Source organism: Streptomyces sp. AM 4-1-1 (assembly GCF_029167625.1).
Classification (GTDB): Bacteria; Actinomycetota; Actinomycetes; order Streptomycetales; family Streptomycetaceae; genus Streptomyces.
The window spans coordinates 3642728-3669653 of record NZ_CP119145.1; the positions used below are offsets into that span (position 1 = coordinate 3642728).

Here is a 26926-nt window from a genome sequence, read left to right on the forward strand (position 1 = left end):
GACCATAACGTCGGCGTGTCCCGGACCGGCCGGTGTCACGGTCGCCAGGACGCGCGTCACCGACGAGTGCGAAGGCCGGGGACCGACCGGCTCGGGGTGCGCCCCGGCAGGGCCCGGCTCACGATCCCGACCGGCTCACGATCCCGACCGGTTCATGGTCCCGGCCGGTTCATGGCGCTGTCCCGGGGCCCGGCCGCCATGGACGCATGTTGTATCTATGCTGTGTGCATGCCTCCCGTTTCATCCCCCTCGTCTCTCTCCGCCGCCTCCGCCCCCTCCTCGGCGGCCTCCATCAAGCGACCCCCCGCCGCCGAGCGCGTCTACACCCACGTCAAGCGCGGGGTGCTCGACCGCCACTACGAGGGCGGCACGCTCCTCACCGAGGGTGATCTCGCGGAGGCCGTCGGCGTCTCCCGTACCCCCGTACGCGAGGCGCTGCTGCGGCTGGAGGTCGAAGGGCTGATCAAGCTGTACCCGAAGAAGGGCGCCCTGGTCCTCGCCGTCTCCGCGCAGGAGATCGCGGACGTCGTCGAGACCCGGCTGCTCGTCGAGGAGTTCGCCGCCCGCAAGGCCGTCCCCGCCTCGCCGCGGCTGATCGCCCGGCTGGAGGAGCTGCTGGACGAGCAGCGGGAGCTGGCGGCGGTCGGTGACCTGGCCGAGGTGTCCGTGAAGGACCGCTGCTTCCACGCCGAGATCGTGCGCAACGCGGGCAACGAGATCCTGTCCCGCCTCTACGACCAGTTGCGCGACCGGCAGCTTCGGATGGGCGTCGCCGTGATGGAGGCGCACCCCGACAGGATCGCCGCCAACATCAGCGAACACGGTGAACTCCTGGAGGCGATCAGAGCGGGGGACGCGGACGGCGCCGCCCGGGTCGTCCGCCGCCATGTCACCCGGGTCAAGGTCCTGGTGCGGGGTGAGGACCGGTGAGTTCCGCCGCCCCCACCCTGCCCCTGCCCGGTGACCCGCCCGGCGGCCGCCGCGCCGCCGCGGTCTGGGGCGTCGGCGTCGCCGTCTACTTCGTCGCGATCATCTTCCGTACCAGCCTCGGGGTCGCCGGCCTAGACGCCGCCGAACGGTTCGACGTCAACGCCTCCGCGCTCTCGACGTTCTCCATCCTCCAACTGCTCGTCTACGCGGGCATGCAGATACCCGTCGGCCTGATGGTCGACCGGCTCGGCACCAAGAAGGTCCTCGTCCTGGGAGCCGTGCTCTTCACCCTCGGACAGCTCGGCTTCGCGCTCTCCCCGTCGTACGGCATGGCGCTCGCGTCCCGGGCGCTGCTCGGCTGCGGCGACGCCATGACGTTCATCAGCGTGCTGCGGCTGGGCTCGCGCTGGTTCCCGGCCCGGCGCGGACCCATGATCGGCCAGGTCGCCGCCCTCTTCGGGATGGCGGGCAACCTCGTCTCCACGCTGTTCATCGCGCGGGCGCTGCACGGGATCGGCTGGACCGCCACCTTCGCGGGCAGCTCGCTGGCCGGAGTCGTCGTGCTGGCCCTGGTCCTGCTCTTCCTGAAGGACCACCCCGCCGGCCATGAACCACCGCCCGCCGCGCACACCGGGTCCGCGTACGTCCGCAGGCAGATCGCCGAGTCCTGGCGTGAACCGGGCACCCGGCTCGGCATGTGGGTGCACTTCACCACGCAGTTCCCCGCCATGGTGTTCCTGCTGCTGTGGGGGATGCCGTTCCTGGTGGAGTCGCAGGGACTGAGCCGGGGCACCGCGGGTGAACTCCTCACCCTCGTGGTGCTCTCCAACATGGTGGTGGGGCTCGTGTACGGGCAGCTCATCGCCCGGCGTCACACGGCGCGCGCACCGCTGGCGCTGGGGACGGTCGCGATGACGGCCACGCTGTGGGCCTCGACGATCCTCTATCCGGGTGACCGGGCACCGATGTGGCTGCTGATCACGTTGTGCGCGGTGCTCGGCGCCTGCGGCCCGGCCTCGATGATCGGCTTCGACTTCGCGCGTCCCGCCAACCCGCCCGAACGGCAGGGCACGGCTTCGGGGATCGTCAACATGGGCGGCTTCGTCGCGTCCATGACCACGCTGCTCGCGGTGGGGATTCTGCTCGACGCGACCGGTGACAACTACAGCATCGCGTTCGCCTCGGTGTTCGTCCTGGAGGCGCTGGGGGTCGTACAGATCCTGCGGCTGCATTCCCGGGCGAGGCACCGGGAGCGGGATCACCATGTGATCAGCCGGGTGGAGGCCGTGCACGTACCGGTCTGACGGCGGGCGGTGGCGTGGCGGTGTTGTGATCAGGTGGGGTTCAGCGGCGCGCCCGTCCCGTACGGACGGGCGCCGCCGAACACGCACGGCGTTACGAGGGCATCGGCCGACCCGTACGACTCACGGCGTCACCGCGAAGTGGCGCAGGATCGCCGCCGCCAGCTCCTCGTCGCCCTCGATCTTGACCCGGTCGGCGACCGCAGTCGCCCGTACCCGCCCGCAGGCCAGCCGGTAGTACGTCTCCCAGTCCGTCGCCAGCGTGACGGCCGGGCCCAACGACGGCGAACCGTCCACCGATCCGCGTCCCTCGGCGTCCACCCGGACCGTGCGCAGGAACTCCAGCGGTCCGTGCACATCGATCACGATCGCCGAACCGGCGGGCGCGCCCGCGTCCCGGGCGACCACCTTCGGCAGCGCTTCGAGCAGCACGTCCCGGACGACGAGGGCGCCGGGGGAGTCGAGGTTGCCGGGCAGACCGAACGTCGTCCGCAGATCCTGCTCGTGCACCCAGACGTCGAAGGCCCGCATCCGCAGCGCCAGTTCCAGGGTCTGCTCGGCACCGAGCGGTGCCCGGACCATGGTCTCCGGGGGCCGCGTCTCGTTCCGCAGCTGACGGGCGCGGCGGATCAGCGTGTAGTCGAGCTCGGAGGTCATCTCCGGCGCGGTGTGGTGGCGCCGGACGTCGACCTGCATCTCCATGTAGCGGGTGAAGTCGTTCTGTACGTGGAAGAGGTCACGCGGCAGGCTGTGGATCGGACGCGGGTCGCCGAGCTGTTCGCACTCCATGCCGATGATGTGCGAGACGATGTCCCGCACCGACCAACCCGGGCAGGGCGTACGGCGGTTCCACTCCCCCTCGACGAGTGGTGTGACCAGCTCGACTATCGACTCGATGGAATGTGTCCAGGCGTCGGCGTAGTTCTGGAGGCTGGGATGGACGGTCACGGGACCCCTCGTGCGGTTCTGCGTTGCATGGGCTTGACTGCTGTCACGGGCGACGGCGGCGGGCCGGGCTGTCGGCCGCGAGCCGCGTGTGAGGTTTGTTGGCTAAGTTACGCTGCGAGCAGGCACCCCGGCAGTGCTTTCGTGTGACGATCGTAGGCCCGTACTGACGGGCCGAATGCCAGGACGGTGGTAGTGTGCGCGCCTCTCTGATTCAGATCGCGGTGGATTCGGACGAATCCGTCAATTCCCGTAGGGAACGCGCGGCTTCGCTGATCGTGGCCCAACGCGGCTCCGACCTGGTGGTTCTGCCGGAACTCTGGCCGGTCGGCGCGTTCGCGTACACCGAGTTCGCCGACGAGGCGGAACCGCTGCGCGGACCGACCCATGACGTGATGGCGAAGGCCGCGGCGGAGGCGGGCGTCTGGCTGCACGCCGGCTCCTTCGTCGAGCGGGCCGACGACGGCACCCTCTACAACACCTCGCTGGTCTTCACACCGGACGGCGAGCGGGCCGCCGCGTACCGCAAGATCCACCGCTTCGGCTTCGACAAGGGCGAGGCGGTGATGATGGGCGCGGGCGAGGAACTGGTGACGGTCGCCCTGCCGGAGACCACGCTCGGTCTCGCCACCTGCTACGACCTGCGCTTCCCCGAGCTGTTCCGGGGGCTCGTCGACGCGGGCGCCCGCACCCTCGTCGTCGCTGCGGGCTGGCCGGAGCGCCGCCGCGCGCACTGGACCCTGCTGGCCCGCGCGCGGGCGGTGGAGAACCAGGCGTACGTCCTGGCCGTGGGCACCTCGGGCACCCACGGTGGAATCCAGCAGGCCGGTCACAGCCTGGCCGTCGACCCCTGGGGCGAGGTCGTCGCCGAGGCGGGCGCGGACGAGGAGGTGCTGACGGTGGAGCTGGACCCGGCGAAGGTGGACACGGTCCGGGAGGACTTCCCGGCGCTGAAGGACCGGCGCCTGGGCCTGACCCGGCCGCCCCGCGCCATGCCGTAGCACCTGCCGCCCGTACGAGTCGGCGCGTATCGGCCCATGCGTATCGAACCGTGCGTATCGATTTGTATGGCTCCGTACGTATCGGTACGCACCGGCACGCATCGGACCGTGTACCCGACGGTCCTCCCGTCCTCCCGTGTCAGTCCTCCTGTGTCAGTGCTCGCGTTCCTTGTCCGCGAGGACGATCACGCACACCGCGACGGCCACCAGCAGGGCCGTGTCCGCGTCGTCGCGCACGATGTCGATGCCGTACGTGTCGCGGATGGTGAGCCACCGACGGGAGATCTGGGCGAGGAGTTCGCCGTCGTGGTCGACGGCGAACTCACGGTCCAGGATCTTGCCGCTGACGTCCAGCTCGGTGCCCTCGGCCAGCGTCACCCGGTAGTGGTTGCGCAGCAGCGACAGACGTTTGCGCTTGACCTTGGCCAGCTCCTGGCCACCGCGTTCGATGAGCATCGTGTCGCGCAGACTGATCAGCTTCTGCCGGATCTCGACCAGTACCCGCCCGTCGGTGTCCTTCAGCTCGAAGGTGTCGCGCAGCCGCATCGCCTTGCCGTCGACGAGGAAGACCTTGCGCCCGTCGGCGTCCTCGATCCAGTAGTCGTCGCCCACGCCGAACAGCCGCTCACGTACGAGAAGTCTCATGCTGTTCACATTCCCTCACGGGGCCGGAGGAATGTGCGCGGCCCGCGGTGATGTTGACTGTCGGTATGGCAACACGTGCGCGCGTCAGGGCCCCCGAGCTGATCGGCGAGGGTGGCTGGCTGAACACAGGTGGCAAGCGGTACACCCTCGCCGAGCTGCGAGGACGCATCGTGATCCTGGATTTCTGGACCTTCTGCTGTGTGAACTGTCTGCACGTCCTGGACGAGCTGCGCGAGCTGGAGGAGAAGCACCGCGACACCGTGGTGATCATCGGGGTGCACTCGCCGAAGTTCGTCCACGAGGCCGAGCACCAGGCCGTCGTGGACGCCGTCGAGCGGTACGAGGTGCATCACCCGGTCCTCGACGATCCCGAGCTGGCCACCTGGAAGCAGTACGCCGTACGGGCATGGCCGACGCTCGTCGTCATCGACCCGGAGGGCTACGTCGTCGCCCAGCACGCCGGTGAGGGGCATGCCCACGCCATCGAGAAGCTGGTGGAGGAGCTGGAGGCCGAGCACGGGGCGCGGGGCACCCTGCGGCGCGGTGACGGGCCGTACGTCGCGCCCGAGCCGGTCGCCACGCATCTGCGGTTCCCAGGGAAGGCGCTGGCCCTGCCGGACGGCGGTTTCCTGGTCTCCGACACCACCCGGCACCGGCTGGTCGAGCTGGACGCGGACGGCGAGAGCGTCCGCAGGGTCTTCGGCGGTGGCGGGCGCGGTCTCACCGACGGAGGGCCGGAGGAGGTCCGGTTCAGCGAGCCGCAGGGGCTGGCCGTGCTGCCGGACGGGCGGATCGCCGTCGCCGACACCGTCAACCACGCGCTGCGCGCGCTCGACCCGGCGACGGGCGTGACGACGACCCTGGCCGGCACCGGGCGCCAGTGGTGGCAGGGGTCACCGACCGCCGGTCCGGCGCGCGAGGTGGAGCTGTCGTCGCCGTGGGACGTGGCGTGGTTCGCGGACCGGCTGTGGATCGCGATGGCGGGCGTGCACCAGCTGTGGACGTACGATCCCGCGACCGGGACGGTCACGGCCGCCGCGGGCACCACGAACGAGGGGCTGGTCGACGGACCGGCCGCCGAGGCGTGGTTCGCGCAGCCGTCCGGGCTCGCCGCGACCGAGGACCGGCTGTGGGTCGCGGACTCGGAGACGTCGGCGCTGCGGTACGTGGACCGTGAGGGCGTCGTCCGCACGGCGGTGGGGACCGGACTCTTCGACTTCGGGCACCGCGACGGGGCCGCCGGTCAGGCGCTGTTCCAGCATCCGCTGGGGGTGACCGCGCTGCCGGACGGGTCGGTCGCCGTGTCGGACACGTACAACCACGCGCTGCGGCGGTACGACCCGGCGAGCGGTGAGGTGACCACGCTCGCCACCGAGCTGCGGGAGCCGAGCGACGCGGTGCTGGTCGACGGCGACCTCGTCGTCGTGGAGTCGGCCGGGCACCGGCTGACCCGGCTGCGGCTGCCGGAGGAGGCGGTACGGGTCGAGGACCGCGCCCACCGCACCCGGCGCGCGGCCACCGAGATCGCCCCGGGGACGCTCAGGCTCGATGTGGTCTTCCAGGCGCCCGCGGGACAGAAGCTGGACACCCGTTACGGTCCCTCGACCAGGTTGCTGGTCTCCGCGACCCCGCCCGAGCTGCTGGCCGAGGGCGCGGGTCCGGGCACCGATCTGGGCCGGGACCTGGTCCTGGCGGACGGTGTCACCGAGGGAGTGCTGCATGTGTCGGCCATGGCGGCGTCCTGCGACGACGACCCGGCCAACGAGTACCCCGCCTGCCACGTCCACCAGCAGGACTGGGGGGTCCCCGTCCGCGTCGGCCCTCAGGGCACGGCCCGGCTGCCGCTGGTGCTCGCGGGGATGGACGGCTGACGGGCCGTCGGGGGCACGCTCACAGCGGGCGTGTTCACAGGTAGCGGCGCTCGTCGTCCGGGAAGGCACGGTCGTCCACGACGGTGGTGGGCGGTACGACCATGCGCCGGCGGCGGGCGATGCTGCGGTAGACCACGACGCCGATGATCCCCACGATCATCATGATCCAGCCGACCAGATCGACATTGACGGTGTCCATCTCCCAGTCGGTGGCGAAGGCGAGTACCGCCCCTGCCCCGATGAGGATGATGCATCCTCCGAGTCCCATCAGTTCCGCCTCCTCGACGGCCCGGAGAGTCCGGGCCGGTTGTAGGCAGCGGGTACCCGGCCCGTACCCGACCATGCGTGAGGTGGCGGACAGGAGCCCTTGGGCGAGGGGGAGTTAGGGCTTTTCGTTCGGGTTCGGCCGGTTCGGACCGGAGGGCGCGCCCCGGTCCGGACCGGTCGGATCGCCCGGTCGGGTCAGCCCGCCAGGAACGCCGAGAGCGCGTTCGCCAGGAGGTACGGGTCGTCGGCCCCGCACAGCTCACGGGCGCTGTGCATCGACAGGATCGCCACGCCGACGTCGACGGTCCGGATGCCGTGCCGGGCGGCGGTGATCGGGCCGATCGTCGTGCCGCACGCCACCGAGTTGTTGGAGACGAACGTCTGCCACGGCACGTCCGCCTTCTCGCAGGCCGCCGCGAACAGGGACCGGCCGCTGCCGTCGGTGGCGTACCGCATGTTGACGTTGACCTTGAGGATCGGTCCGCCGTTGGCGACCGGGTGGTGCGTCGGGTCGTGCCGCTCGCCGTAGTTGGGGTGGACGGCGTGACCGGTGTCGGAGGAGAGGCAGACGGTCCCGGCGAAGGCCCTCGCCCGGTCCTCGTACGCGCCGCCGCGTGCGAACACCGAGCGCTCCAGCACCGTGCCGAGCAGCGGTCCGTCGGCGCCGGTGTCGGACTGCGAGCCGTTCTCCTCGTGGTCGAACGCGGCGAGCACCGGGATGTACGGCAGCTCGGCGTCCGGGAGCGCCGACACGGCGGCGAGCGCGGCCGTCGCCGCGTGCACGGACAGCAGGTTGTCCATCCGGGGCCCGGCCAGCAGCTCGCGGTCACGGCCCAGGTAGGACGGCGGTTCCACGGGGTGCGGCATCAGGTCCCAGCCGGTCACGTCCTCGGCGTCGACGCCCGCCTCGTCGGCGACGAACCGGATGAGGTCGCCCTCCTCGACCCGGCCGAGGCCCCAGATCGGCTGCATGTGCTTCTGCCGGTCGAGCTTGAGGCCCTCGGTGTTCGCCGAGCGGTCGAGGTGCACGGCGAGCTGCGGTACGCGCAGCAGCGGGCGGTCGATGTCGACGAGCCGGTGGGTGCCGTCCCGCAGTGAGATCCGGCCGGCCAGCCCGAGGTCGCGGTCGAGCCAGGTGTTGAGGAGCGTGCCGCCGTAGATCTCGACGGCGACCTGCCGCCAGCCGTACGAACCGGTGTCGGGGCGCGGCTTCACCCGCAGGTTGGGCGAGTCGGTGTGCGCGCCGACGATCCGGAACGGGGTGTGCGCCTCGGCGCCCTCCGGGACGTACCAGGCGACGATCGCACCGCCGCGCAGCACGTACTTCCCCCCGCTGGTGGCGTCCCAGGCCGCGGTCTCGTCGACCTGCCGGAAACCGGCCTTCTCCAGCCGCCCGGCGGCCTCCGCCACGGCGTGGTACGGGGACGGGCCGGCCATGAGGAAGGCCATCAGGTCGTCGGTGTGGGCGCGGTCGAAGCGGGGGGAAGAACTCATGTTCCTCACTGTAACGACGATTGGTCGGGACGAATCGGGCACGTCGCCCGACGCCTCCTGACCGGCGGGAACGGGCCGGAAGCCGGTCGGTGCCGGGCGGGAACGACGGCGCCGCCGCCCGGGGAACCGGGCAGCGGCACCGCCGCGGCCCGGTGGGTACGGGCCGCGGCGGGTGGTGGGGACGGGAGTGCGGGGACGGGGGCGCGGGGGACGCCTAGAACGCGGCCTCGTCCAGCTCCATCAGGGAGTTGTCGACGGATTCGGCGATGGCGCGCTCGGTCGAGACGCCGGGCAGGATGTTCTCGGCGAAGAACCTCGCGGCTGCGATCTTGCCCTGGTAGAACGCGACGTCCTTCGCGGCGGCGTTCGGCAGCTTCTCGGCGGCCACGGCCGCGCCCTTCAGCAGCAGGTAGCCGACGACGACATCGCCGGAGGCGAGCAGCAGGCGGGTGGTGTTGAGGCCGACCTTGTAGACGTTCTTGACGTCCTCGCCGGTCGCGGTGAGGTCGGTGATCATCGTGCCGACGATCGCCTCCAGGTCCGTCGCGGCCTTGGCGAGCCGGTCGAGAGCGCCGTTCAGCCCCTCGATGCCCTGCGCCGAGGCGAGGAACTTCTTGATCTCCTCGGACAGCGTGTTCAGCGAGGCGCCCTGGTCGCGGACGATCTTCCGGAAGAAGAAGTCCTGGCCCTGGATCGCGGTGGTGCCCTCGTACAGGGTGTCGATCTTGGCGTCGCGGATGTACTGCTCGATCGGGTACTCCTGGAGGTATCCGGAGCCGCCGAGGGTCTGGAGGGACTGGGCCAGCTGCTCGTACGACTTCTCGGAGCCGTAGCCCTTCACGATGGGCAGCAGCAGGTCGTTGAGGCCGTGCAGCGCCTTGGCGTCCTCGCCCGCGGTCTCCTTCTCCTGGATGGCGTCCTGCACGGAGGCGGTGTACAGGACGAGGGAGCGCATGCCCTCCGCGTACGCCTTCTGCGTCATGAGCGAGCGGCGGACGTCGGGGTGGTGCGTGATGGTGACCTTGGGGGCGGTCTTGTCCGTGAAGTTCGCCAGGTCGGGGCCCTGGACGCGCTCCTTGGCGTACTCCAGCGCGTTGAGGTAGCCCGTCGACAGGGCGGCGATGGCCTTCGTGCCGACCATCATCCGGGCGAACTCGATGATGCGGAACATCTGGCGGATGCCGTCGTGCTTGTCGCCGATCAGCCAGCCCTTGGCGGGGTGCCGGTCGCCGAAGGTCATCTCGCACGTGTTGGACGCCTTGAGGCCCATCTTGTGCTCGACGTTCGTGGCGTACACGCCGTTGCGCTCGCCCAGCTCGCCGGTGGTCCAGTCGAAGTCGAACTTCGGGACCATGAAGAGCGAGAGGCCCTTGGTGCCGGGTCCCGCGCCCTCGGGGCGGGCCAGCACGTAGTGGATGATGTTCTCGGACATGTCGTGCTCGCCCGAGGTGATGAAGCGCTTGACGCCCTCGATGTGCCAGGAGCCGTCCTCCTGCCGCACGGCCTTCGTCCGGCCGGCGCCGACGTCCGAGCCGGCGTCCGGCTCGGTCAGGACCATCGTCGAGCCCCACTGCTTCTCGACGGCGATCTCCGCGATCTTCTTCTGCGCGTCGGTGCCCTCGTCGAAGAGGATGCCGGCGAACGGCGGGCCGGAGGAGTACATCCAGATCGCCGGGTTCGAGCCGAGCAGCAGCTCCGCGTAGCCCCAGATCAGGGAGCGCGGCGAGGTGGTGCCGCCGATCTCCTCGGGCAGGCCCAGGCGCCAGTACTCGGAGTCCATGAACGCCTGGTACGACTTCTTGAAGCTGTCGGGGACCGGTGCGGTGTTGGTCTCCGGGTCGAAGACCGGCGGGTTGCGGTCGGCGTCGGCGTACGACTCGGCGAGTTCGTTCTCCGCGAGGCGGGCGACCTCGTCGAGGATGCTCCTGGCCGTGTCGACGTCCATCTCCGCGAAGGGTCCGGTGCCGTACAGCTTGTCGCGTCCGAGGACCTCGAAGAGGTTGAACTCGATGTCGCGGAGATTCGACTTGTAGTGCCCCATGGCGAAAGGCTCCGTAATCCGTAGCTAGCAGTGGCGCGCGGCGCCCGGTGGAGAGGATCGGACGGTGTACCGGCGGATCGATCCGGACGATCCGGAACGCTGGACGATCTGCGACGGCTGACGGGTCCGGAACAGTCGGCGGTCCGCTCCGGAAGTATCAGCAGACGTCTACGATGATGCTACCCGTCAGTAATAAGACGCAACCCCTCAAGGGGTGGATGTGTCCGATTACTCTTTGGCGCATGTACGGCTACGACCAGAACCCGGGTGCACAGCAGCAGATGGGTGGCGGCTACGGCGAGCAGCCGCTGTATCCCGAGCCCTCGCCGCCCTCCCTGGCCGATGCGGTACGGGCCTTCACGACGGGCTCGTTGTCCGCCGAGGACTTTCAGCAGATCTTCGCGACGTCGAAGGTCTACTGTCCGCGCGGTGACAACCCCGGATTTCTCGCGCTGCACAACACCCAGCAGCCGGTGATCCCGATGTTCACCACGCTCAAGGAGCTGCGGAGGTACGCGGGCAAGGAGTCCAAGTACTTCGTCATCACGGGCGCCGAGGTGATCGACCTGCTGCCGACGGGCTACGGCTTCGTCCTGGACATGGAGGGCGACCACCGGATGGTGTTCGACGCCAAGGCGGTGGAGCAGATGGTCGACTACGCGATGCGTCGTATGTACGGCTGACATCGCGTGTACGGCTGACATCGCGGCGCGGGACGCGCGTTTCGCGGATGGGGCAGGGGTCCGTGCCGGTGGTGGCGCGGGCCCCTTCGCTGTCCGCCGGGAGTTCCGGGGAAGCGTCCCGGGTGTTCGGAGGCGTTCGGGGTCACTCCGGGTGCATCCGGGGCATTCGGGGGTCACTCCGGGTGCATCCGGGGCGGCTCCGGCGCGGACCGGGGAATGGAGTGGTCGTTGCGGAATGTTCATCGTTCAACTAAGTTGAAGGCTGAACTACCGGAGGTGGCTCCCATGCCCGCAGTGACCGTCGACAACCCGCTGACCCTGCCCAGGGTCGCCGCACCCGACGACGCCACGGCCCGTCCCGTGCTGGCCGTCACCACCGCGCCGAGCGGGTTCGAGGGTGAGGGGTTCCCGGTGCGCCGCGCGTTCGCGGGCATCGACTACAAGCACCTCGACCCGTTCATCATGATGGACCAGATGGGTGAGGTGGACTATGCGGCGGGTGAGCCGAAGGGAACGCCCTGGCACCCGCACCGGGGCTTCGAGACGGTCACGTACCTCATCGACGGCACGTTCATCCACCAGGACAGCAACGGTGGCGGCGGCACCATCCGGAACGGCGATACGCAGTGGATGACGGCCGGAGCCGGTCTGCTCCACATAGAGGCCCCGCCGGAGTCGCTGGTCATGTCCGGCGGCCTCTTCCACGGCCTCCAGCTCTGGGTGAACCTCCCCAAGGCCGACAAGATGATGGCCCCCCGCTACCAGGACATCCGCGGCGGCCAGGTGCAGCTGCTGACCTCGAAGGACGGCGGCGCGCTGCTCCGGGTCATCGCCGGTGAGCTGGGCGGTCACGAGGGCCCCGGCATCACGCACACCCCGATCACGATGATCCACGCCACGGTCCGGCCGGGCGCCGAGGTGACCCTGCCGTGGCGCGAGGACTTCAACGGACTGGCGTACGTCCTGGCCGGGCGCGGCTCGGCCGGTACGGAGCGCCGCCCGGTGCACCTGGGACAGACGGCGGTGTTCGGCGCCGGTTCCTCGCTGACCGTCCGCGCGGACGAGCGACAGGACGGCAACACACCGGATCTGGAGGTCGTGCTGCTCGGCGGGCGCCCGATCCGGGAGCCGATGGCGCACTACGGGCCGTTCGTGATGAACAGCCAGGCCGAGCTGCGGCAGGCGTTCGACGACTTCCAGGCCGGCCGCCTCGGCACGATCCCGGTGGTCCACGGGATGTGACGGGGGTGCGGGTGACGGGCTGTCATCCGCCTTGGGCCAGGAGCCGCCTGTGCCGGGTGAGGAGCCGCCCGTGCTGGGCGGGGGTCCGCCGTCCGTGCTGGGCGAGGAGTCGTCATCCGTCCTGGGTGAGGGGTCGTCACCCATCTTCGGCGAGGGCCCGTCGCCCGTCCTGGGTGGGGAGCCACCCGTGCTGGGCGGGGGCCCGCCGTCCGTGCTGGGTGACGGGCCCTCACCCGTACGCCCTCGAACGCGGGACAGCCCGGCGTGGCCGTGATCGGGTGGGAAGGGTGCACACCCAGAAGCCCCTCCTGCCCGAAGGCGCGCGTCGAACGGCGGCCTGGTGCGGCGTCCTGCTTCTCGTCGCGGGTGTCGGCGCGGTCGCCATCTGGCTGTGCGTCGTCCTCAAGACGGCCGTCACACCCGTCCTGCTCGCCCTGCTGGGCACGGGTCTGCTCGGGCCCGTGCACCACTGGCTCACCGCGCGCGGGATCAACCGTTCGCTGGCGGCGGGCCTCACCTGCGCCGCGCTCGTCGCGGTGGTCGGCGGCGTCGGCTACATCGTCGCCGAAGCCCTCATCGACAGCGGCGGACAGATCGTCGCCGCGCTGAAGCAGGGCGCTCAGTGGGTCATCGACCGCTTCGACATCGACAACGGCACGAGCGTCGACGACCTCGCCGACAACGCCAAGCACTACCTCGGCAAGTTCGGCGCGAGCGCCGCCGGCGGGCTGCTCACCGGCATCAGCGTGGCCGGGACCTTCGTCGCGACCGGCGTGCTCGCCCTGTTGCTGACCTTCTTCTTCCTGCGGGACTCCGACCGGGCCGCGCGGCTGGCCCACGCCGTCGCGCCGCGCGGCACCGGGGACCTGGTCGAGGCGATGGGGCGCAGGGCCTTCGTGGCCGTCCAGGGCTTCATGCGCGGCACGACCCTGATCGCGCTGATCGACGCGGTCTGCATCACGGCGGGTCTGCTGATCCTGCGGGTGCCGGGCGCGGTGGGACTGGGGGCACTGGTCTTCGTCGGCGCCTACATCCCGTATCTCGGCGCCTTCGTCTCCGGCACGGTCGCCGTGCTGGTCGCGCTCGCCGACCGTGGCTTCGTGATCGCGCTCTGGGCGCTGGGGGTGGTGCTCGCCGTACAGGTGCTGGAGGGACACATCCTGCAACCGGTGATCCAGAGCCGTACGGTCCAGATGCACCCCGCCACGATCATGGTCGCGCTGACGGCGGGGGCGGGTGTGGCGGGACTGCTGGGAATGCTGCTCGCGGTCCCGGCGTGCGCGGCGGCGTTCGGGATCATCGGTGTGCTGCGGAACGGGGAAGGGCGCGTGCCTCAGTCCGCCGGGCCGGGGGACGGTGGCCCCGGGGACGGGGACGGGGACTCGGGCGCCGGGGACTCCGTGGGTTCCTGAGGCGCCGCCTGTTCCTGGGACTCCGTGTGTTCCTGGGACTCCGTGCCTTCCCTGCCCTCCGTGCCGTCCGTACCCCCGATGTTCCCTGGCGTCCCTGGCATCTCCGCCGCCCCGGGCATCTCCCGCGTCTCCGGCGCCTCCGGGGACTCACCGCCGGGACCGCCCTCGCCCTCCTCGGACCCGCCTTCGCCTCGGCCCTCGTCCTCACCCTCGGACCCGCCCTCGTCCTCGCCCTCGGACTCGTAGAGCTCGAACCAGATCGACTTGCCCTCACCGCGTGGGTCCACCCCCCACGCGTCGGCCAGCATCTCCATCAGCAGGAGGCCCCGCCCGCTGGAAGCCATCTCGCCGGGCCGCCTCTTGTGCGGAAGCTCGTCACTGGCGTCCGCGACCTCGACGCGCAGCAGCCGCTCTCCCGGGTCGCCGCCCGCCTCCGCGACCATCCGGGCGTCGCCGTCCGTGTGGACGAGCACATTGGTGGCCATCTCGGAGATCATCAGCACCGCCGCGTCGACCTGCTCCGGGTCGGCCCAGTCGTGCAGCAGCTCGCGCAGTTGCTGCCGGGCCGCGGCGATCCGCTCGGGCTCGGCCTGGGCGATGGTCAGCGCGGCGCGGCGGGGTGCCTCCTCGTCGTCGGGGTGGCTGTCGCGGCGCAGCAGTACCACCGCGATGTCGTCCTCGCGGCGTTCTGGCAGCGGACCGGTCGTGTAGTGCGAGCTGGGTCCCAGCACCGCTTGCATCAGCGCGTCGGCCAGCTTCTCCATGTCGTCGGGGTACCGCTGGAGGATCGGACGGAGCCGGTCCCAGCTGGTGGTCATGTCGTGCCCGCCGGTCTCCAGCAGCCCGTCCGTGCAGAGCATGATCGTGGCGCCCGGTTCCAGGACCACCCTGGTCGTCGGGTAGTCCTCGTCCATGTCGATGCCGAGGGGCAGCCCGCCCGCCGTCTGCCGGATCACCGCCGAGCCGTCGGCGTTCATCACGACCGGGTCCGGGTGGCCGGCCCGCGCGATGTCGAGGACGCCGGTGTCCGGGTCGGTCTCCGCGTACAGGCAGGTCGCGAAGCGTGGGCCGTCGGCCTCGGCGTCGTCCCCGTACGTGTCCGTGAGCCCGGCCAGGAAGCGCGAGGCACGGGACAGCACCACGTCGGGGCTGTGGCCCTCGGAGGCGTACGCGCGCAGGGCGATCCGCAACTGGCCCATCAGTCCGGCCGCGCGCACGTCATGGCCCTGGACGTCGCCGATGACCACGGCGAATCTGCCGTTGGGCAGCGCGATCATGTCGTACCAGTCTCCGCCGACCTGGAGCCCGCCACCGGTCGGTACGTACCGTGCGGCGATGCTCATGCCGGGGATGTCCGGGCCGAGCGACGGCATCATCGAGCGTTGCAGCCCCAGTGACAGGGCGCGCTCGGTCTCGGCGGTCCCGGCCCGGGACAGTGCCTGGGCGAGCATCTGGGCGACCGTCGTCAGCACCGCCCGCTCGTCCGGCGAGAAAGCCACCGGATTGCGGAACCCCGCCATCCAGGCGCCCATGGTGTGCCCCGACTCGATCAGCGGCAGGAACGCCCAGGAGCGGCGGCCGAAGGGGCGGGCCAGCGGCCAGGTGTCCGGGTAGCGGTTCTCGTACTCCTCGGGTGACGGGAGATAGATGGCCTGCCCGGTCCGTACGACCTCGCAGGCCGGGTAGTCGGTGTCCATCGGCAGACCGGCGAACGGTTCCTCGTCCTCGGGCGGGTGCCCGTGGTGGCCGATGACCGTCAGCCGTCCGCCCGCGATCCCGAAGACCGCCAGCCCCTCCGGTGAGAAACCCGGCATGGAGAGGGAGGCGGCGACCCGCAGCACCTCCTCGGTGGACCGCGCCTCGGCCAGCGCACGCCCCGCGTTCAGCAGGAACGCCTCGCGGGAGCGGCGCCAGTCACCGGTGATACGGGTGTGCTGTCCGGTGGTGCCGGGCTGCGGTTCGGCCACCTCCTGGAGGGTGCCGATCAGGACGTACTGATCGGAGCCGTCGTCGGGGTGCGGGAGCAGCGGTTTGGACCGGCTGCGTACGGTACGGAGCACCCTGCCGTGCTCGTCCATGATCCGCAGTCGTGCCTCGGCGAGGGTGCCCTCGGCGACCGCCAGGTTCACGACCGCGTTGATCTCGTTCCAGTCGACCGGATGGAACCGGGAGCGCACCTCGGTCGCGCTGAAGACGCCCGCCTTCGCGGGCAGACCGACCAGCCGGGCAGCCTCCGCGTCCAGCGTGACCGATCCCGCGGCGTTGTCCCACCGCCACAGACCGGTCGCGATCGCGGCCAGCAGCTCATCGGTGCGCATTGCCCCACTCTAGGAAGGTTTGTTCGCTCTCCGCCACCGAGGAGACGCGGTCCGGCGCCGTTCATCGGCCTTAAGGGGGATCTTGATGTGGTCCGTGGCCACCTTCCGGCGGGGACGCGGGCGGTAGCCTGGGGTGACACTCCACCCCGAACCGCGAAGACTGGATGAACGACGATGCATCGGTACAGGTCCCACACCTGCGGCGAGCTCCGCGCCTCTGACGTCGGCACCGACGTCCGGCTGAGTGGCTGGCTGCACAATCGCCGAGACCTGGGCGGCATCCTCTTCATCGATCTGCGCGACCACTACGGCCTGGTCCAGCTCGTCGCCCGTCCGGGTACGCCCGGCAACGAGGCGCTGTCGAAGCTGACCAAGGAGACCGTCGTACGGATCGACGGCAAGGTCTCCGCGCGCGGCGCCGACAACGTCAACCCGGAGCTGCCGACCGGCGAGATCGAGATCGAGGTCAGCGAGGTCGAGGTGCTGGGCGAGGCCGCCCCGCTGCCCTTCACGATCAACGCCGAGGACGGGGTGAACGAGGAGCGGCGGCTGGAGTACCGCTTCCTCGACCTGCGCCGCGAGCGGATGCACCGCAACATCATGCTGCGCACGGCCGTCATCTCGGCCATCCGGCACAAGATGACCGCCCTCGGCTTCAACGAGATGGCGACGCCGATCCTGGCCGCGACCTCTCCGGAGGGCGCCCGTGACTTCGTGGTCCCGTCCCGGCTGAACCCGGGCAAGTTCTACGCGCTGCCGCAGGCCCCGCAGCAGTTCAAGCAGCTGCTGATGATCTCCGGCTTCGACCGCTACTTCCAGATCGCGCCGTGCTTCCGTGACGAGGACGCCCGCGCCGACCGTTCACCCGGCGAGTTCTACCAGCTCGATGTCGAGATGTCCTTCGTCGAGCAGGAGGACGTCTTCCAGCCGATCGAGAAGCTGATGACCGAGCTGTTCACGGAGTTCGGCAACGGCCGTGAGGTCACGTCCCCGTTCCCGCGCATCCCGTTCCGTGAGTCGATGCTGAAGTACGGCAACGACAAGCCGGACCTGCGGGCCAAGCTGGAGCTCGTCGACATCTCCGACGTCTTCGCGGACTCGGAGTTCAAGGCGTTCGCCGGGAAGCACGTCCGTGCCCTTCCGGTGCCGGACACCGCGGCCCAGTCGCGGAAGTTCTTCGACGGGCTGGGCGCGTACGCGGTCGAGCAGGGCGCCAAGGGCCTTGCCTGGGTGCGGGTCGGCGAGGACGGCTCGCTGACGGGCCCGATCGCGAAGTTCCTCACCGACGCCGACATCGGCACGCTCAGCGAGCGCCTTTCCCTCGCCCCCGGCCACGCCATCTTCTTCGGCGCGGGCGAGTTCGACGAGGTCTCGAAGATCATGTCCGCCGTCCGCGTCGAGGCCGCGAAGCGCGCGGGCCACTTCGAGGAGAACGTCTTCCGGTTCTGCTGGATCGTCGACTTCCCGATGTACGAGAAGGACGAGGAGACCGGCAGGATCGACTTCTCGCACAACCCCTTCTCGATGCCCCAGGGCGGCATGGCCGACCTGGAGGAGAAGGACCCGCTGGACATCCTGGCCTGGCAGTACGACATCGTCTGCAACGGCATCGAGCTGTCCTCGGGCGCCATCCGCAACCACGAGCCCGAGGTGATGATCAAGGCGTTCGAGATCGCGGGCTACAAGGCGGAGACGGTGGAGCGGGAGTTCGCGGGCATGCTCCGTGCCTTCCGCCTCGGCGCCCCGCCGCACGGCGGCATCGCCCCGGGCGTCGACCGCATCGTGATGCTGCTGGCCGACGAGCCGAACATCCGCGAGACGATCGCGTTCCCCCTCAACGGCAACGCCCAGGACCTGATGATGGGCGCCCCCTCCGAACTGGACGAGACCCGCCTGCGCGAGCTGAACATCCAGCTCCGGAAGCCGGTCGGCACGGTGAAGGCGGTTCCGTCCGCGAAGCCGGCGAACGAGCCGAAGAAGTAGGCACCCCGCCTCCGCCTTTGGTGTGGGCGCCCGGTCCGTTTCACGTGAAACAGCCCCCGATCAGCCGATCGGGGGCTGTTCGCGTTGGTCGTACGTGCCGCGGGGCAGCGCTTGGGCGGCTGCCGACTCATCGGCGGACGTGACGACGACTGCCAGGTCCGCGCCTGCCCGGAGCAGCGCCACGGTCCGTGCGGCGATCTGGTCGAGGCGCTGCCGCAGGACGCGCTGCGCCTCTCCCTGACTGTCGAACCGGTCCAGGGAGCCCACGATCTCGCGCGTCGCGGGAATGCCGTATCCGGCGCTGCGGAGGGCCGCGACGATCCGGGCCGCTCTGATGGCTGGAAGGCCGTAACGACGTGCTCGCAGTGAGGTCACCCGCTCAGGGGTGACCAGCCCTTCCTGCTCCCAGAACCGCAGGGTCGAGGGACGTACACCGAGCGCTTCCGCGAGCGCCGTGATCGTCATCGCATCGCTCTCCCGCTCGAACCCGGGTGTGTTCGCTTCGGCCCGGATCGCACGCAACGCCTGTTGCGCGCGCAGAGCCTCCTCTCGTTCCCGCTCCAGCCGAACGTGGACCGCGTTGATCGCCGAGGCCGCCTCGGGGATCGTTCCCGTCCGCAGTCCCGCGAGCAGCTGCCGGGCCGCTACGGGTCCACCGGCATCCGCGAGCCCTCGATACGCGCGAAGAGCGTGCACGTGAACCGGTGCGTAGGACCGGTAGCCGTTGCCCGATCGCGCGGCTGGAGGAATGACCCCCAGCCGCTCCAGGTCGCGAACCTGTTGCACCGAGTACCCCGACTGCCTGGCGACGTCGACGGTCCGGAGCGGAACCCGTGGCGAACCGCTCGCCGGCTCACTCATCCCCAACCCCCCATCAGCACTTGAAGGTGATGCTTGAACCATGAGTATCGAACAGATCATCGCGACCGTGCGGAGCCTGCCCGGCGCACTCGTGGTCACCCCGGAGCCGGGCGACGACTTCCCTGAACCCGCGTGGGGCGATTCGTTCTTCTGCTACGCCCCCGACGGCCGGATGCCTCGGAACGTCCAGCCCTACGGAACGATCGTCACCAAGAACCATCCCGCCGACGACGCCTCCGACCTCGACACTCCGGGCCGCCGACGGGTGAACGTCCAGGTGGACCGCGCGACGTTCCGGGAGCTGACGGGCGAGGAGCCGCGCAGCCTCACCCGGCCCCGCGACTACGCGGCCGTCGACACCGTGATGCCGCACCCGGTCTACGGGGCACTGGGCTGGATCTCCGTCGTCAACCCCGACGAGAGGACGACGGACACGGTCGAGCAGCTCCTGCGCGGAGCCCACGAGGCGGCCCGCACCAGGTTCGCGCGGCGATACGAGGAGGGAAGGGCGCCGGGGAACGGCTGACAGGGACCCGGATCAAGCGGTCCCGCGTCCTGTGCGACTCTCACGCGCTCCCGGCTGAGCGACGACCACGCAGTGATTCCGCTGGCCGATGTGCGCTTCATCCAGGAGCTCCAAACGCCGACGGGCAACGCCTACCGCTCGGCGTCCCGGCCGGCCCAGTGTTCGTCGGGTCTGTGGAGCAGGCCACCAGCGCCAGCGAGAGAAAGACCGGCCGTTCGAGGTAGAAGCCCAGGGACACATCATCGCCCCGTCCGAGCCGATCGGCCGCGGAGCTGATGAGCAGGGCCAGGTAGGTGGTGTCCCGGTAGGCGGCGGAGTCGAAGCGGGGCGCGTACTCGGCCAACCGCTCTCCGAGCCAGGTCGCCGCCTCCCTCGGGTCCGGCCACGTTCCCCGGATCAGGGACTGGGGCTTCAGGAGCCAGTGGGCCGTTTCGAGTGGTGGCAGACCGGAGGCCGGGAACTCCGCGACGACCTCGCGGTACCGCAGGACCAGCTCGGGTCTGCTGCCGGCCGGAGGGGGGTCGGGGTGCGGGGGTCGGCGCAAACCCTCCTGGTCGAAGTGAGCCTTCGGTCCGTTCCACAGATAGCCATGGTGGTGCGACACGGTTCCTGCCGAGGGAAGTTACGGGAATGGACCGACCGGTCCCGGCCTCAGGAAAGGCCGGGACCGGCGGGACCGGTGGAAGCGGGCGGGGCCGGTGGTTGCCGTCAGGCCGAGAGGCCGAACCGCTCCGGTTCGATACCGGCGGCTCCCAACTCCGCCGACGTGAACCGCAGCGGCTCCCCGTCCGGCCGCTTGCTGTCGCCCAGGGCCCACGCGTCGTCGCCGATCCGGGCGAGGGTCACGCAGGATTCGCCGTCCGGGTGGGTGTTGCCTCCGCACGCTTTGGCGAACAGGGCCCCACTGATGTCGAGCGCGTACAAATTGCTTCCGTTCTGCATGGTGTGCTGCCTTCCTGATCATCCGACGGCCACGGAGATGCAGCCGTCGCCCTCCGCCCTCCTGGGCGGACGTCATGGGGCGGCGCGGCCGAGTGCGATCGCATGCCAAGGCCGCGCCGAAACGGTTCTCTCTGCCGCGCGAGTTGCCGACCTGGACCCGGCCGGGCGGGTCTGCGCGCACGGAGGGAGAGGCGTTACGAGGCCCCGGGGGCCGCGGATCGGTTACGCGGCGCCCCGCCGGACGACCTCGGCGAGCACCAGCGCCACATCGGGGCGTGCCCGGCCCAGGTCGACAAGGCCCAGCCCTGGAGAGGCGGTGTCAGAAACGGGAATCCATGTGATCCACCGAATATGCCGAAACTTGCCGAGGTTTCACTTGAGAGAATTGATCGCTGCCTTGATCAATGTCTGTGCTGAACTTCCGTACACAGCGAGACCGGACAAGGCGGAGAACGTATCGGCGTACAGGGCGAGTTCGTGGGGCTGCGTCACAGTGAGATGGGCAGACACCAGCTCGACGTTTGCTTGAATGTCATCGAAGAGGAAGAAGCCCTCCACCGGCCATAAACCTGATCTGTCGGCGCCAAAAGGCACGATTCCGAGACTGATCGAGGCAAGGGAGGCAGAGGCCAGAAGGTGCTCCAACTGGCCTGCCATCACCTCCGGACCTCCGATCCGACAGCGCAGCACTCCCTCCTCCAAGACAATCGCGAATCGATGGTTACCCCTGTGCACAATGTTCTGCTTCTGCACACGTACACGGACGGCGGCTTCCACGTCGTCCACCAGTTGCCGACGGTCGCGGATCGAGGTCAACAGTGCCTTGATGTACGGGCCGGTTTGCACGGGCCCTGGGACCAGCCACGGAGAGTAGATGCGAAACCGCTGAGTGCGTTCCCACAGAGGGAGCACAGACTCCTGGGCCTGCTTGAGACCGGACCGTTCCATACGACGCCACTCGACATACATGCCGTCGATGCCGCGGGCTGTTGCGATGAGTTCTTCCATCAAGTGCGGTACACGGCAGTGCAGGGCCCAGTCGCGGAGGTCCTGCTCCGTGGGGGTGCGGACACCGTTCTCGAAACGAGAACACTTCGACTCATGCCAGCCTGCCATGGCTGCCAACGTTCGTGCGCTGAGCCCGGCGTCGAGCCGTATCTCCCGCAAATGCCGACCGAAATCGCTCTTGGCCTGCTGAATACTTGATGGTGTCTGTGAGGGCACTCTGCGGTCCGGTGTTGCGCTTGTCAGGTCGGCCGGTATTCCGTATGGGGTATTGCGCGATCCCACACGGCCTCGAAAGCGGATGTGCAGAGTTCCGTGATATCGGGGTCCGTGGTGACTTCGTGTTCGAGGGAATCGCCGTTTCCGTCGAAGTGATTCAGGAGGACGAGGCTGGTATCGAATACCCAGAAGTCGTTTCCTGGAAGGGCGATACTCGTAGCCCTGCGCCGGGGGAGCCACCGCACCTGTTCGCCGGCCGCGATGTTGAGACCGTCGGTGACGTCGTACTCGAAATGGATGTAGTCGCTGACCGGCTCGGACATGATGCGGGCCCGCCGTACCTCAACGCCTCGGGCAGTCGCTTCGGAAACGAGCCGCAGCCAGTCTCCCCACCGCTCGGCGGGATCAATGGGACGGCCCGCGCTCCAGTCGACGAACGCGGGGTCCGACTTCATGTAGCCGTCCCGCATCTCCAAGTGGACCGCTGACCGGCGACAGTCCCGGAACAGCTCCTCAAACGTCGGGAGTTGCGGCATCCTTCACCTCCAGGAAGAACTGCACCATGCGCCGGGGAATCTCCACCACGGTTTCATGGTCGGGGATGTCCAGCTCAGTGAGACGTGCCTGGTCCAGTACCTTCCAGCCTTGAACCAGGTAGTGATCGGTCTCCTCGTCCAAGTACACCGTGGGAGACCCACCGCTGGGACTTTCCGGGTCCTTGCCGAGCTTGCGTAAGGTCATGTCGGTCCTCTTCCTGTGGGCGGGATCACCTTGCTCGTCAGAGACTGCCGTGCCGAACGCATCAGAGCGAGTGACTTGCCGGAACTTGCCCCGCTCGGGGCGGCGTTCACGCGACAGCGGTCAGTTCGCACCAGACGTACTTGTCGCAGTCGCCCGCCTGGGTGAGCGGGTACCAGCCCAGGTCGTCGGAGCAAGCGCGGATGAGGGCGGGTCCTCGGCCGCCCTCGGCGTCCGTGTCCCGGGGAGGGAGGAATGCGGGGCGATCGGGGATGTGGTGGGGTCCGTGTCCCGGACGCCGATGCCAAGTGCGCGTTCCGCCCAGCGCAGACGGAGGGCAGCCGGTCCCTTCCCGGCCCGGATGAGTCAGGTGGAGGCGGGCGACGCCGGCGTCAGCGAAGCGCGACTGCGCAGGCTGGTGGCTCACTGCGCCTGCGACGACGTGGAGTTGATCGACGCACTCGCGGCGATGGCGACAGACCGTATCCGCGGCTGGTGGGAAGAGTATCGAGTCCTGCTCCCACCTGTGTTCCTCGTTTTGTCGGAGCTGGAGCATCATGCATCGTTCAGGGGAGACGTGGAGATCATTCACGTACCCGGCTTGCTCCAGACCGAGGACTACGCCCGGCCGTTTTCTCGTACACGCTGCCTGAGCTTTCAGTAGCTGATCCGGAAGCCCGTGTGGCACACCGGACGAGGCGTCGATCGATCCTCGAAGGCGATGAGCGCACGCCGTACGAGGTGGTACTCCATGAAGCCGCGCTTCGCATCAGGGTCGCCGACCGCAGCACCGCCCGACGCCGGCTCGATCACGTACTGGATCTGTCGGAAGCCGACGGGGGCGGGTCTTCCCCCTCAGCGGATCTCCGGCGGCAGCGCGTCACCGTAGAGGCGCCGGGCGTTGCCCGAGAGCACGTCGTGCACGGTTCCGTCGTCGAGACCGGCATCGCGGATGTACTCGACCGCTCGCGTGTACTTCTCGTCCTGGAAGTACGGGTAGTCCGATCCGCACATGACGCGCGTGGGGTCGAACGTGTCCAGGGTCAGCCGCAGCGACGGGCCGTGGAAGTTGGCCGCGTCGAACCACATGCGCCGCATCGACTCCAGCGGTGACGAGGGGAACGCGTCCCAGTCCTCGAAGTTGTCCTCGATCCGCCTCGCGAGGAACGGCAGATCACCGCCCAGATGCGCGATGTGGAAGCGGATGCGGGGGAAGCGTCGGGGGATGTCGGCCTTCAGCAGGTGCAGCACGGCGAGGGCGTCCTCCATGGGCGCCCCGGTGACCCATTCGAGTCGCTTGTCGTTGATCATCGGACAGTTCGCGCCGTTGCCCGTCGCGTGTACGTGGACGATGGCGCCGCGCCGGTCGAGTTCGGCGAAGACGGGGTCGAACCGGGGGTCGGCCAGGGAGATCGTTCCCTGGACCAGCGAGGTGATCGCGACGCCCACGAAACCGAGGTCGTCGAGGCAGTGGCGGATCTGCTCCAGGGACGCGTCGACATGGGGCAGCGCGAGCGCGCCGTACGCGAGGAACCGGTCGGGGTGCCGCTCGACGACCGCGGCATAGGAGTCGTTGACCGTCCGGGCCGTGTCCCGCGCCGCCGCCGGGTCGTCGACCATCGGCAGTTGCGGGACCACGGAGAGGACCTGGACGCGCACGCCGGCCGCGTCCATCATGCGCAGGCGCGCGCTCATGTCCGTGTCGTCGTCCCCGGCGCGGATGTCGCGGGCGACCTTCGTGCTCGACGGGTCGACCCCGATCGCCTCAAGACGGTCGAGATGGTCGGCGGGATAGACGTGAGCGTGCGTGTCGATGACCTGGAGCGGTGTCGTTGCCACGGTGTTCCTCCTGGCTGGGCACCTTCGCGCGGGTGTGCGCCGCCTCAGGTCGATTGTTCCGCCTCGGTACCGGGGCCGCGAGCGCGGAGAAGGGGAGGGGAGGGGAGGGGAGGGAGCAGAGAGGGGATAGGGAGAGGACGGACTTCGGTGCGGGGTACGGGAGAGGGGCGGGGCCGGTGGCCCCGCCCCCTCGGCGGTCTGCGGGTACGTCCTGTGCCTACGTCCCGGGGAGTCGTACGGACCCCTCTACGCGGGCTTCTCCTCCAGGCGCGGGAACAGCACCGCGCCCTTCGTCACCGTTGACCCCTCGGGCAGCAGCCCCCAGGTGCCCGCGTCCTGGACCCGCTGGTCGGCCAGGGCGCCCAGCGACGCCTCCGCGCCCAGCGACTCCCAGAGCTTCTGCGAGGTCTCCGGCATCACGGAGTTCAGCAGGACCGCGACCCCGCGCAGCGACTCCGCGGCCGTGTACAGGATCGTCGCGAGGCGCGCCTGGCCCTCCGGGGACTCGTCCTTGGCGACCTTCCAGGGCTCCTGCTCCGTGATGTAGCCGTTGACCTGCTTCACGAAGTCGAAGATGGCCAGGATGCCCGCCTGGAAGTCCAGCTCCTCACCGATCTTCAGATCGGCCGCCGCGACCGCCCCGGCCAGTCCCTCCTGGACCGCCCGCTCCGCGTCGCCCGGCGCCGTGGCGGCCGGGAGCGCACCGTCGAAGTACTTGCCGACCATGGCCGCGACGCGCGACGCGAGGTTGCCGTAGTCGTTGGCCAGCTCCGACGTGTAGCGGGCCGAGAAGTCCTCCCACGAGAACGAGCCGTCGCTGCCGAACGCGATGGCCCGCAGGAAGTACCAGCGGTACGCGTCCACGCCGAAGTGCGAGGTCAGGTCCTGCGGCTTGATGCCCGTGAGGTTCGACTTCGACATCTTCTCGCCGCCGACCATCAGCCATCCGTTGGCCGCGATCCGGCCCGGCAGCGGCAGGCCCTGCGCCATCAGCATGGCCGGCCAGATGACCGCGTGGAACCGGAGGATGTCCTTGCCGACCAGGTGCACGTCCGCCGGGAACGTCTCGTCGAACTTCTCCTGGTTGGCCCCGTACCCGACGGCCGTCGCGTAGTTGAGGAGCGCGTCCACCCAGACGTAGATGACGTGCTTCTCGTCCCACGGCACCGGGACGCCCCAGTCGAACGTGGAGCGCGAGATGGAGAGGTCCTGGAGGCCCTGCCTGACGAAGTTCACGACCTCGTTGCGGGCGGACTCGGGCTGGATGAAGCCCGGGTTGGCCTCGTAGAACTCCAGCAGCTTCGGCCCGTACTCACTCAGCTTGAAGAAGTAGTTCTCCTCCTTGAGGATCTCCACCGGCTTCTTGTGGATCGGGCAGAGCTTGGTGCCGTCCTCCGCCTCGATCAGGTCGCCGGGGAGCTTGTACTCCTCGCAGCCCACGCAGTACGGGCCCTCGTAGCCGCCCTTGTAGATCTCGTTCTTGTCGTACAGGTCCTGCACGAACTCCTGCACACGGTCCGTGTGCCGCTTCTCCGTCGTACGGATGAAGTCGTCGTTCGCGATGTTCAGGTGCTCCCAGAGGGGCTTCCATGCCTCCTCGACGAGCTTGTCGCACCATGCCTGGGGCGTGACGTCGTTCGCCTCGGCCGTGCGCATGATCTTCTGACCGTGCTCGTCCGTGCCGGTGAGGTACCACACCTTCTCGCCGCGCTGGCGGTGCCAGCGGGTGAGCACGTCGCCTGCGACGGTCGTGTAGGCGTGGCCCAGGTGAGGAGCGTCGTTGACGTAGTAAATGGGGGTCGAGACGTAGAACGCCGTCGCTCCCTGCTTCTCGGTTCCAGTGGCCGCCATGGTCGAAATCCTAACGGTCCGTGGAACGCCCACTCACCTCGCCGGGGCGGCACCGGAACGGACCCGGCCGATCACCCGGTACGCGACGGGCGGGCCGGTCACCCTGTTCCGTGGCGGTCGGCCGGTCCTTTCCCGCCGCGCGGCGGCGCGACCGGTCGTCCGTCACGCGGCTGTCCGACAGTCGTCCGTCACGCGGCGGCCCGGACGGCTTCGGTGAAGGCCGTGATCAGCGCGGGGGCCTTCACACCGCGGCTGACCTCGATCCCGCTCGACACGTCGACCCCCCAGGGGCGGGTGGCACGGATCGCGTCGCCGACGTTGTCCGGGGTGAGACCGCCCGCGAGGAGCCACTTCTCGGCAGCGGCGGGCGACGGGCGACGGCTCCAGTCCCAGGGCAGCCCCGCCCCCGGGACCGGTGCGTCGAGCAGCAGGATGTCCTCGCCCCGCTCGCCGTGGCGCGGCAGCGGTTCGCGGTACGCGGCGCCCCGGATCAGGGTGCATCCGGTGTCCGCGAGCCGCTCGTAGAAGGAACGGTCCTCCGAGCCGTGCAACTGGACGGCTCGGACACCCGTGGCGTCCACCAGGGCGCGGACGTCATCCGACGGCTGGTCGCGGAAGACCCCGACGGTCAGCACGCCCTCGGGCACACGGCGGATCAGCCGGGCCGCCGTGCTCGCGTCGATGCGACGGGGGCTCTCGGCGAACACGAACCCGATCGCGTCGACCTCCGCCTCGACCGCGGTGTCGACGTCCTGTTCGGTGCGGAGACCGCACACCTTGATGAACATCCTGCTCCCTGTCAGCTGTTCGCG

24 protein-coding genes and 1 pseudogene are annotated in these 26926 nt (G+C 69.6%); 10 read left to right on the forward strand and 15 right to left on the reverse strand.

All coding sequences use genetic code 11. The features are described from left to right. Window positions 1-228 precede the first annotated feature (228 nt). Window positions 229-930, forward strand: coding sequence for a GntR family transcriptional regulator (locus tag PZB75_RS15630; RefSeq protein ID WP_275535908.1), 702 nt, complete (start codon window positions 229-231; stop codon window positions 928-930). Next, window positions 927-2234 (forward strand): MFS transporter, encoded by a 1308-nt coding sequence (locus PZB75_RS15635; protein ID WP_275535909.1) that lies wholly within the window; start codon window positions 927-929, stop codon window positions 2232-2234. The genes PZB75_RS15630 and PZB75_RS15635 overlap by 4 nt, the downstream gene beginning before the upstream one ends. 120 nt (window positions 2235-2354) lie before the next feature. Here the strand turns inward: PZB75_RS15635 and PZB75_RS15640 are convergent, their stop codons facing one another. After that, a complete protein-coding gene (locus PZB75_RS15640; protein WP_275535910.1) occupies window positions 2355-3179 on the reverse strand; it encodes a maleylpyruvate isomerase family mycothiol-dependent enzyme in 825 nt (274 codons plus the stop codon). Window positions 3180-3373: 194 nt separating this feature from the next. Here PZB75_RS15640 and PZB75_RS15645 point away from each other — a divergent pair, with 194 nt between their 5' ends. Then, window positions 3374-4177 carry a carbon-nitrogen family hydrolase gene (locus PZB75_RS15645; protein ID WP_275535911.1) on the forward strand — a complete coding sequence of 268 codons (804 nt, stop codon included), beginning with the start codon at window positions 3374-3376 and terminating at the stop codon, window positions 4175-4177. A gap of 153 nt (window positions 4178-4330) precedes the next feature. Here the strand turns inward: PZB75_RS15645 and PZB75_RS15650 are convergent, their stop codons facing one another. Then, window positions 4331-4822, reverse strand: coding sequence for an LURP-one-related family protein (locus PZB75_RS15650; protein WP_275535912.1), 492 nt, complete (start codon window positions 4820-4822; stop codon window positions 4331-4333). 65 nt (window positions 4823-4887) lie between these two features. On the opposite strand from PZB75_RS15650, the gene PZB75_RS15655 reads away from it, so the two are divergent. After that, window positions 4888-6693 (forward strand): thioredoxin-like domain-containing protein, encoded by a 1806-nt coding sequence (locus PZB75_RS15655; protein WP_275535913.1) that lies wholly within the window; start codon window positions 4888-4890, stop codon window positions 6691-6693. A gap of 34 nt (window positions 6694-6727) precedes the next feature. Here the strand turns inward: PZB75_RS15655 and PZB75_RS15660 are convergent, their stop codons facing one another. The 3 genes from PZB75_RS15660 to PZB75_RS15670 all read right to left on the reverse strand — a co-directional run bounded on the left by PZB75_RS15660 (window position 6728) and on the right by PZB75_RS15670 (window position 10495). Beyond that, window positions 6728-6961: a DUF6458 family protein gene (locus tag PZB75_RS15660; RefSeq protein ID WP_275535914.1), complete on the reverse strand. Its 234-nt coding sequence runs from the start codon at window positions 6959-6961 to the stop codon at window positions 6728-6730. Between the two features lie 194 nt (window positions 6962-7155). Then, window positions 7156-8454: a M18 family aminopeptidase gene (locus PZB75_RS15665; protein ID WP_275535915.1), complete on the reverse strand. Its 1299-nt coding sequence runs from the start codon at window positions 8452-8454 to the stop codon at window positions 7156-7158. Window positions 8455-8668: 214 nt separating this feature from the next. After that, window positions 8669-10495, reverse strand: a complete 1827-nt coding sequence (locus PZB75_RS15670) for an acyl-CoA dehydrogenase (protein ID WP_275535916.1) — start codon at window positions 10493-10495, stop codon at window positions 8669-8671. Window positions 10496-10737: 242 nt separating this feature from the next. On the opposite strand from PZB75_RS15670, the gene PZB75_RS15675 reads away from it, so the two are divergent. From PZB75_RS15675 to PZB75_RS15685, 3 genes are all read left to right on the forward strand, one after another. Further along, window positions 10738-11178, forward strand: a complete 441-nt coding sequence (locus tag PZB75_RS15675) for an SseB family protein (RefSeq protein ID WP_275535917.1) — start codon at window positions 10738-10740, stop codon at window positions 11176-11178. 285 nt (window positions 11179-11463) lie between these two features. Then, window positions 11464-12420, forward strand: coding sequence for a pirin family protein (locus PZB75_RS15680; RefSeq protein WP_275535918.1), 957 nt, complete (start codon window positions 11464-11466; stop codon window positions 12418-12420). Window positions 12421-12707: 287 nt separating this feature from the next. Further along, window positions 12708-13832 (forward strand): AI-2E family transporter, encoded by a 1125-nt coding sequence (locus PZB75_RS15685; protein WP_275535919.1) that lies wholly within the window; start codon window positions 12708-12710, stop codon window positions 13830-13832. Here PZB75_RS15685 and PZB75_RS15690 read toward each other — a convergent pair. Beyond that, window positions 13754-16150: a SpoIIE family protein phosphatase gene (locus tag PZB75_RS15690; RefSeq protein WP_275535920.1), complete on the reverse strand. Its 2397-nt coding sequence runs from the start codon at window positions 16148-16150 to the stop codon at window positions 13754-13756. The two genes, PZB75_RS15685 and PZB75_RS15690, sit on opposite strands and share 79 nt — an antisense overlap. 174 nt (window positions 16151-16324) lie before the next feature. On the opposite strand from PZB75_RS15690, the gene aspS reads away from it, so the two are divergent. After that, entirely contained in the window at window positions 16325-18133 is a 1809-nt protein-coding gene (gene aspS, locus PZB75_RS15695; protein ID WP_275535921.1) for an aspartate--tRNA ligase, read from the forward strand. A gap of 60 nt (window positions 18134-18193) precedes the next feature. On the opposite strand, the gene PZB75_RS15700 is transcribed toward aspS, so the two are convergent. Beyond that, window positions 18194-18994, reverse strand: coding sequence for a MerR family transcriptional regulator (locus PZB75_RS15700; protein WP_275535922.1), 801 nt, complete (start codon window positions 18992-18994; stop codon window positions 18194-18196). A 46-nt stretch (window positions 18995-19040) separates the two neighbouring features. On the opposite strand from PZB75_RS15700, the gene PZB75_RS15705 reads away from it, so the two are divergent. Beyond that, window positions 19041-19520, forward strand: a complete 480-nt coding sequence (locus PZB75_RS15705) for a DUF6194 family protein (RefSeq protein WP_275538726.1) — start codon at window positions 19041-19043, stop codon at window positions 19518-19520. A gap of 97 nt (window positions 19521-19617) precedes the next feature. On the opposite strand, the gene PZB75_RS15710 is transcribed toward PZB75_RS15705, so the two are convergent. The 5 genes from PZB75_RS15710 to PZB75_RS15730 form a co-directional block, all read right to left on the reverse strand. After that, complete coding sequence (locus PZB75_RS15710; RefSeq protein WP_275535923.1) at window positions 19618-20124, reverse strand: hypothetical protein; 507 nt, start codon at window positions 20122-20124, stop codon at window positions 19618-19620. 104 nt (window positions 20125-20228) lie between these two features. After that, window positions 20229-20462, reverse strand: a complete 234-nt coding sequence (locus tag PZB75_RS15715; RefSeq protein WP_275535924.1) for a DUF397 domain-containing protein — start codon at window positions 20460-20462, stop codon at window positions 20229-20231. Window positions 20463-20834: 372 nt separating this feature from the next. Next, the gene (locus PZB75_RS15720) at window positions 20835-21686 is read right to left on the reverse strand and encodes a helix-turn-helix transcriptional regulator (protein ID WP_275535925.1); all 852 of its coding nucleotides are present in this window, start codon (window positions 21684-21686) and stop codon (window positions 20835-20837) included. A 23-nt stretch (window positions 21687-21709) separates the two neighbouring features. Next, window positions 21710-22222, reverse strand: a complete 513-nt coding sequence (locus PZB75_RS15725; protein ID WP_275535926.1) for a DUF6879 family protein — start codon at window positions 22220-22222, stop codon at window positions 21710-21712. Then, entirely contained in the window at window positions 22200-22427 is a 228-nt protein-coding gene (locus tag PZB75_RS15730) for a hypothetical protein (protein WP_275535927.1), read from the reverse strand. The genes PZB75_RS15725 and PZB75_RS15730 overlap by 23 nt, the downstream gene beginning before the upstream one ends. Window positions 22428-22779: 352 nt before the next feature. On the opposite strand from PZB75_RS15730, the pseudogene PZB75_RS15735 reads away from it, so the two are divergent. Continuing rightward, window positions 22780-23261 (forward strand): annotated as a pseudogene (locus tag PZB75_RS15735) (Scr1 family TA system antitoxin-like transcriptional regulator); the annotation flags it as partial. A gap of 18 nt (window positions 23262-23279) precedes the next feature. On the opposite strand, the gene PZB75_RS15740 reads toward PZB75_RS15735, so the two are convergent. From PZB75_RS15740 to PZB75_RS15750, 3 genes are all read right to left on the reverse strand, one after another. Next, window positions 23280-24263 (reverse strand): amidohydrolase family protein, encoded by a 984-nt coding sequence (locus tag PZB75_RS15740; RefSeq protein WP_275535928.1) that lies wholly within the window; start codon window positions 24261-24263, stop codon window positions 23280-23282. Window positions 24264-24509: 246 nt separating this feature from the next. Continuing rightward, window positions 24510-26114: a methionine--tRNA ligase gene (gene metG, locus PZB75_RS15745; protein WP_275535929.1), complete on the reverse strand. Its 1605-nt coding sequence runs from the start codon at window positions 26112-26114 to the stop codon at window positions 24510-24512. Between the two features lie 188 nt (window positions 26115-26302). Next, window positions 26303-26902 (reverse strand): phosphoribosylanthranilate isomerase, encoded by a 600-nt coding sequence (locus PZB75_RS15750; RefSeq protein ID WP_275535930.1) that lies wholly within the window; start codon window positions 26900-26902, stop codon window positions 26303-26305. Window positions 26903-26926: the final 24 nt, after the last annotated feature.

Coding starts and splice junctions, on each gene's coding strand:
- PZB75_RS15630 (WP_275535908.1), top strand. CDS start 229: ATGCCTCCCGTTTCATCCCCCTCGTCTCTCTCCGCCGCCTCCGCCCCC.
- PZB75_RS15650 (WP_275535912.1), bottom strand. CDS start 4,822: ATGAGACTTCTCGTACGTGAGCGGCTGTTCGGCGTGGGCGACGACTAC.
- PZB75_RS15655 (WP_275535913.1), top strand. CDS start 4,888: ATGGCAACACGTGCGCGCGTCAGGGCCCCCGAGCTGATCGGCGAGGGT.
- PZB75_RS15660 (WP_275535914.1), bottom strand. CDS start 6,961: ATGGGACTCGGAGGATGCATCATCCTCATCGGGGCAGGGGCGGTACTC.
- PZB75_RS15665 (WP_275535915.1), bottom strand. CDS start 8,454: ATGAGTTCTTCCCCCCGCTTCGACCGCGCCCACACCGACGACCTGATG.
- PZB75_RS15670 (WP_275535916.1), bottom strand. CDS start 10,495: ATGGGGCACTACAAGTCGAATCTCCGCGACATCGAGTTCAACCTCTTC.
- PZB75_RS15675 (WP_275535917.1), top strand. CDS start 10,738: ATGTACGGCTACGACCAGAACCCGGGTGCACAGCAGCAGATGGGTGGC.
- PZB75_RS15680 (WP_275535918.1), top strand. CDS start 11,464: ATGCCCGCAGTGACCGTCGACAACCCGCTGACCCTGCCCAGGGTCGCC.
- PZB75_RS15690 (WP_275535920.1), bottom strand. CDS start 16,150: ATGCGCACCGATGAGCTGCTGGCCGCGATCGCGACCGGTCTGTGGCGG.
- aspS (WP_275535921.1), top strand. CDS start 16,325: ATGCATCGGTACAGGTCCCACACCTGCGGCGAGCTCCGCGCCTCTGAC.
- PZB75_RS15700 (WP_275535922.1), bottom strand. CDS start 18,994: ATGAGTGAGCCGGCGAGCGGTTCGCCACGGGTTCCGCTCCGGACCGTC.
- PZB75_RS15715 (WP_275535924.1), bottom strand. CDS start 20,462: ATGCAGAACGGAAGCAATTTGTACGCGCTCGACATCAGTGGGGCCCTG.
- PZB75_RS15725 (WP_275535926.1), bottom strand. CDS start 22,222: ATGCCGCAACTCCCGACGTTTGAGGAGCTGTTCCGGGACTGTCGCCGG.
- PZB75_RS15730 (WP_275535927.1), bottom strand. CDS start 22,427: ATGACCTTACGCAAGCTCGGCAAGGACCCGGAAAGTCCCAGCGGTGGG.
- metG (WP_275535929.1), bottom strand. CDS start 26,114: ATGGCGGCCACTGGAACCGAGAAGCAGGGAGCGACGGCGTTCTACGTC.
- PZB75_RS15750 (WP_275535930.1), bottom strand. CDS start 26,902: ATGTTCATCAAGGTGTGCGGTCTCCGCACCGAACAGGACGTCGACACC.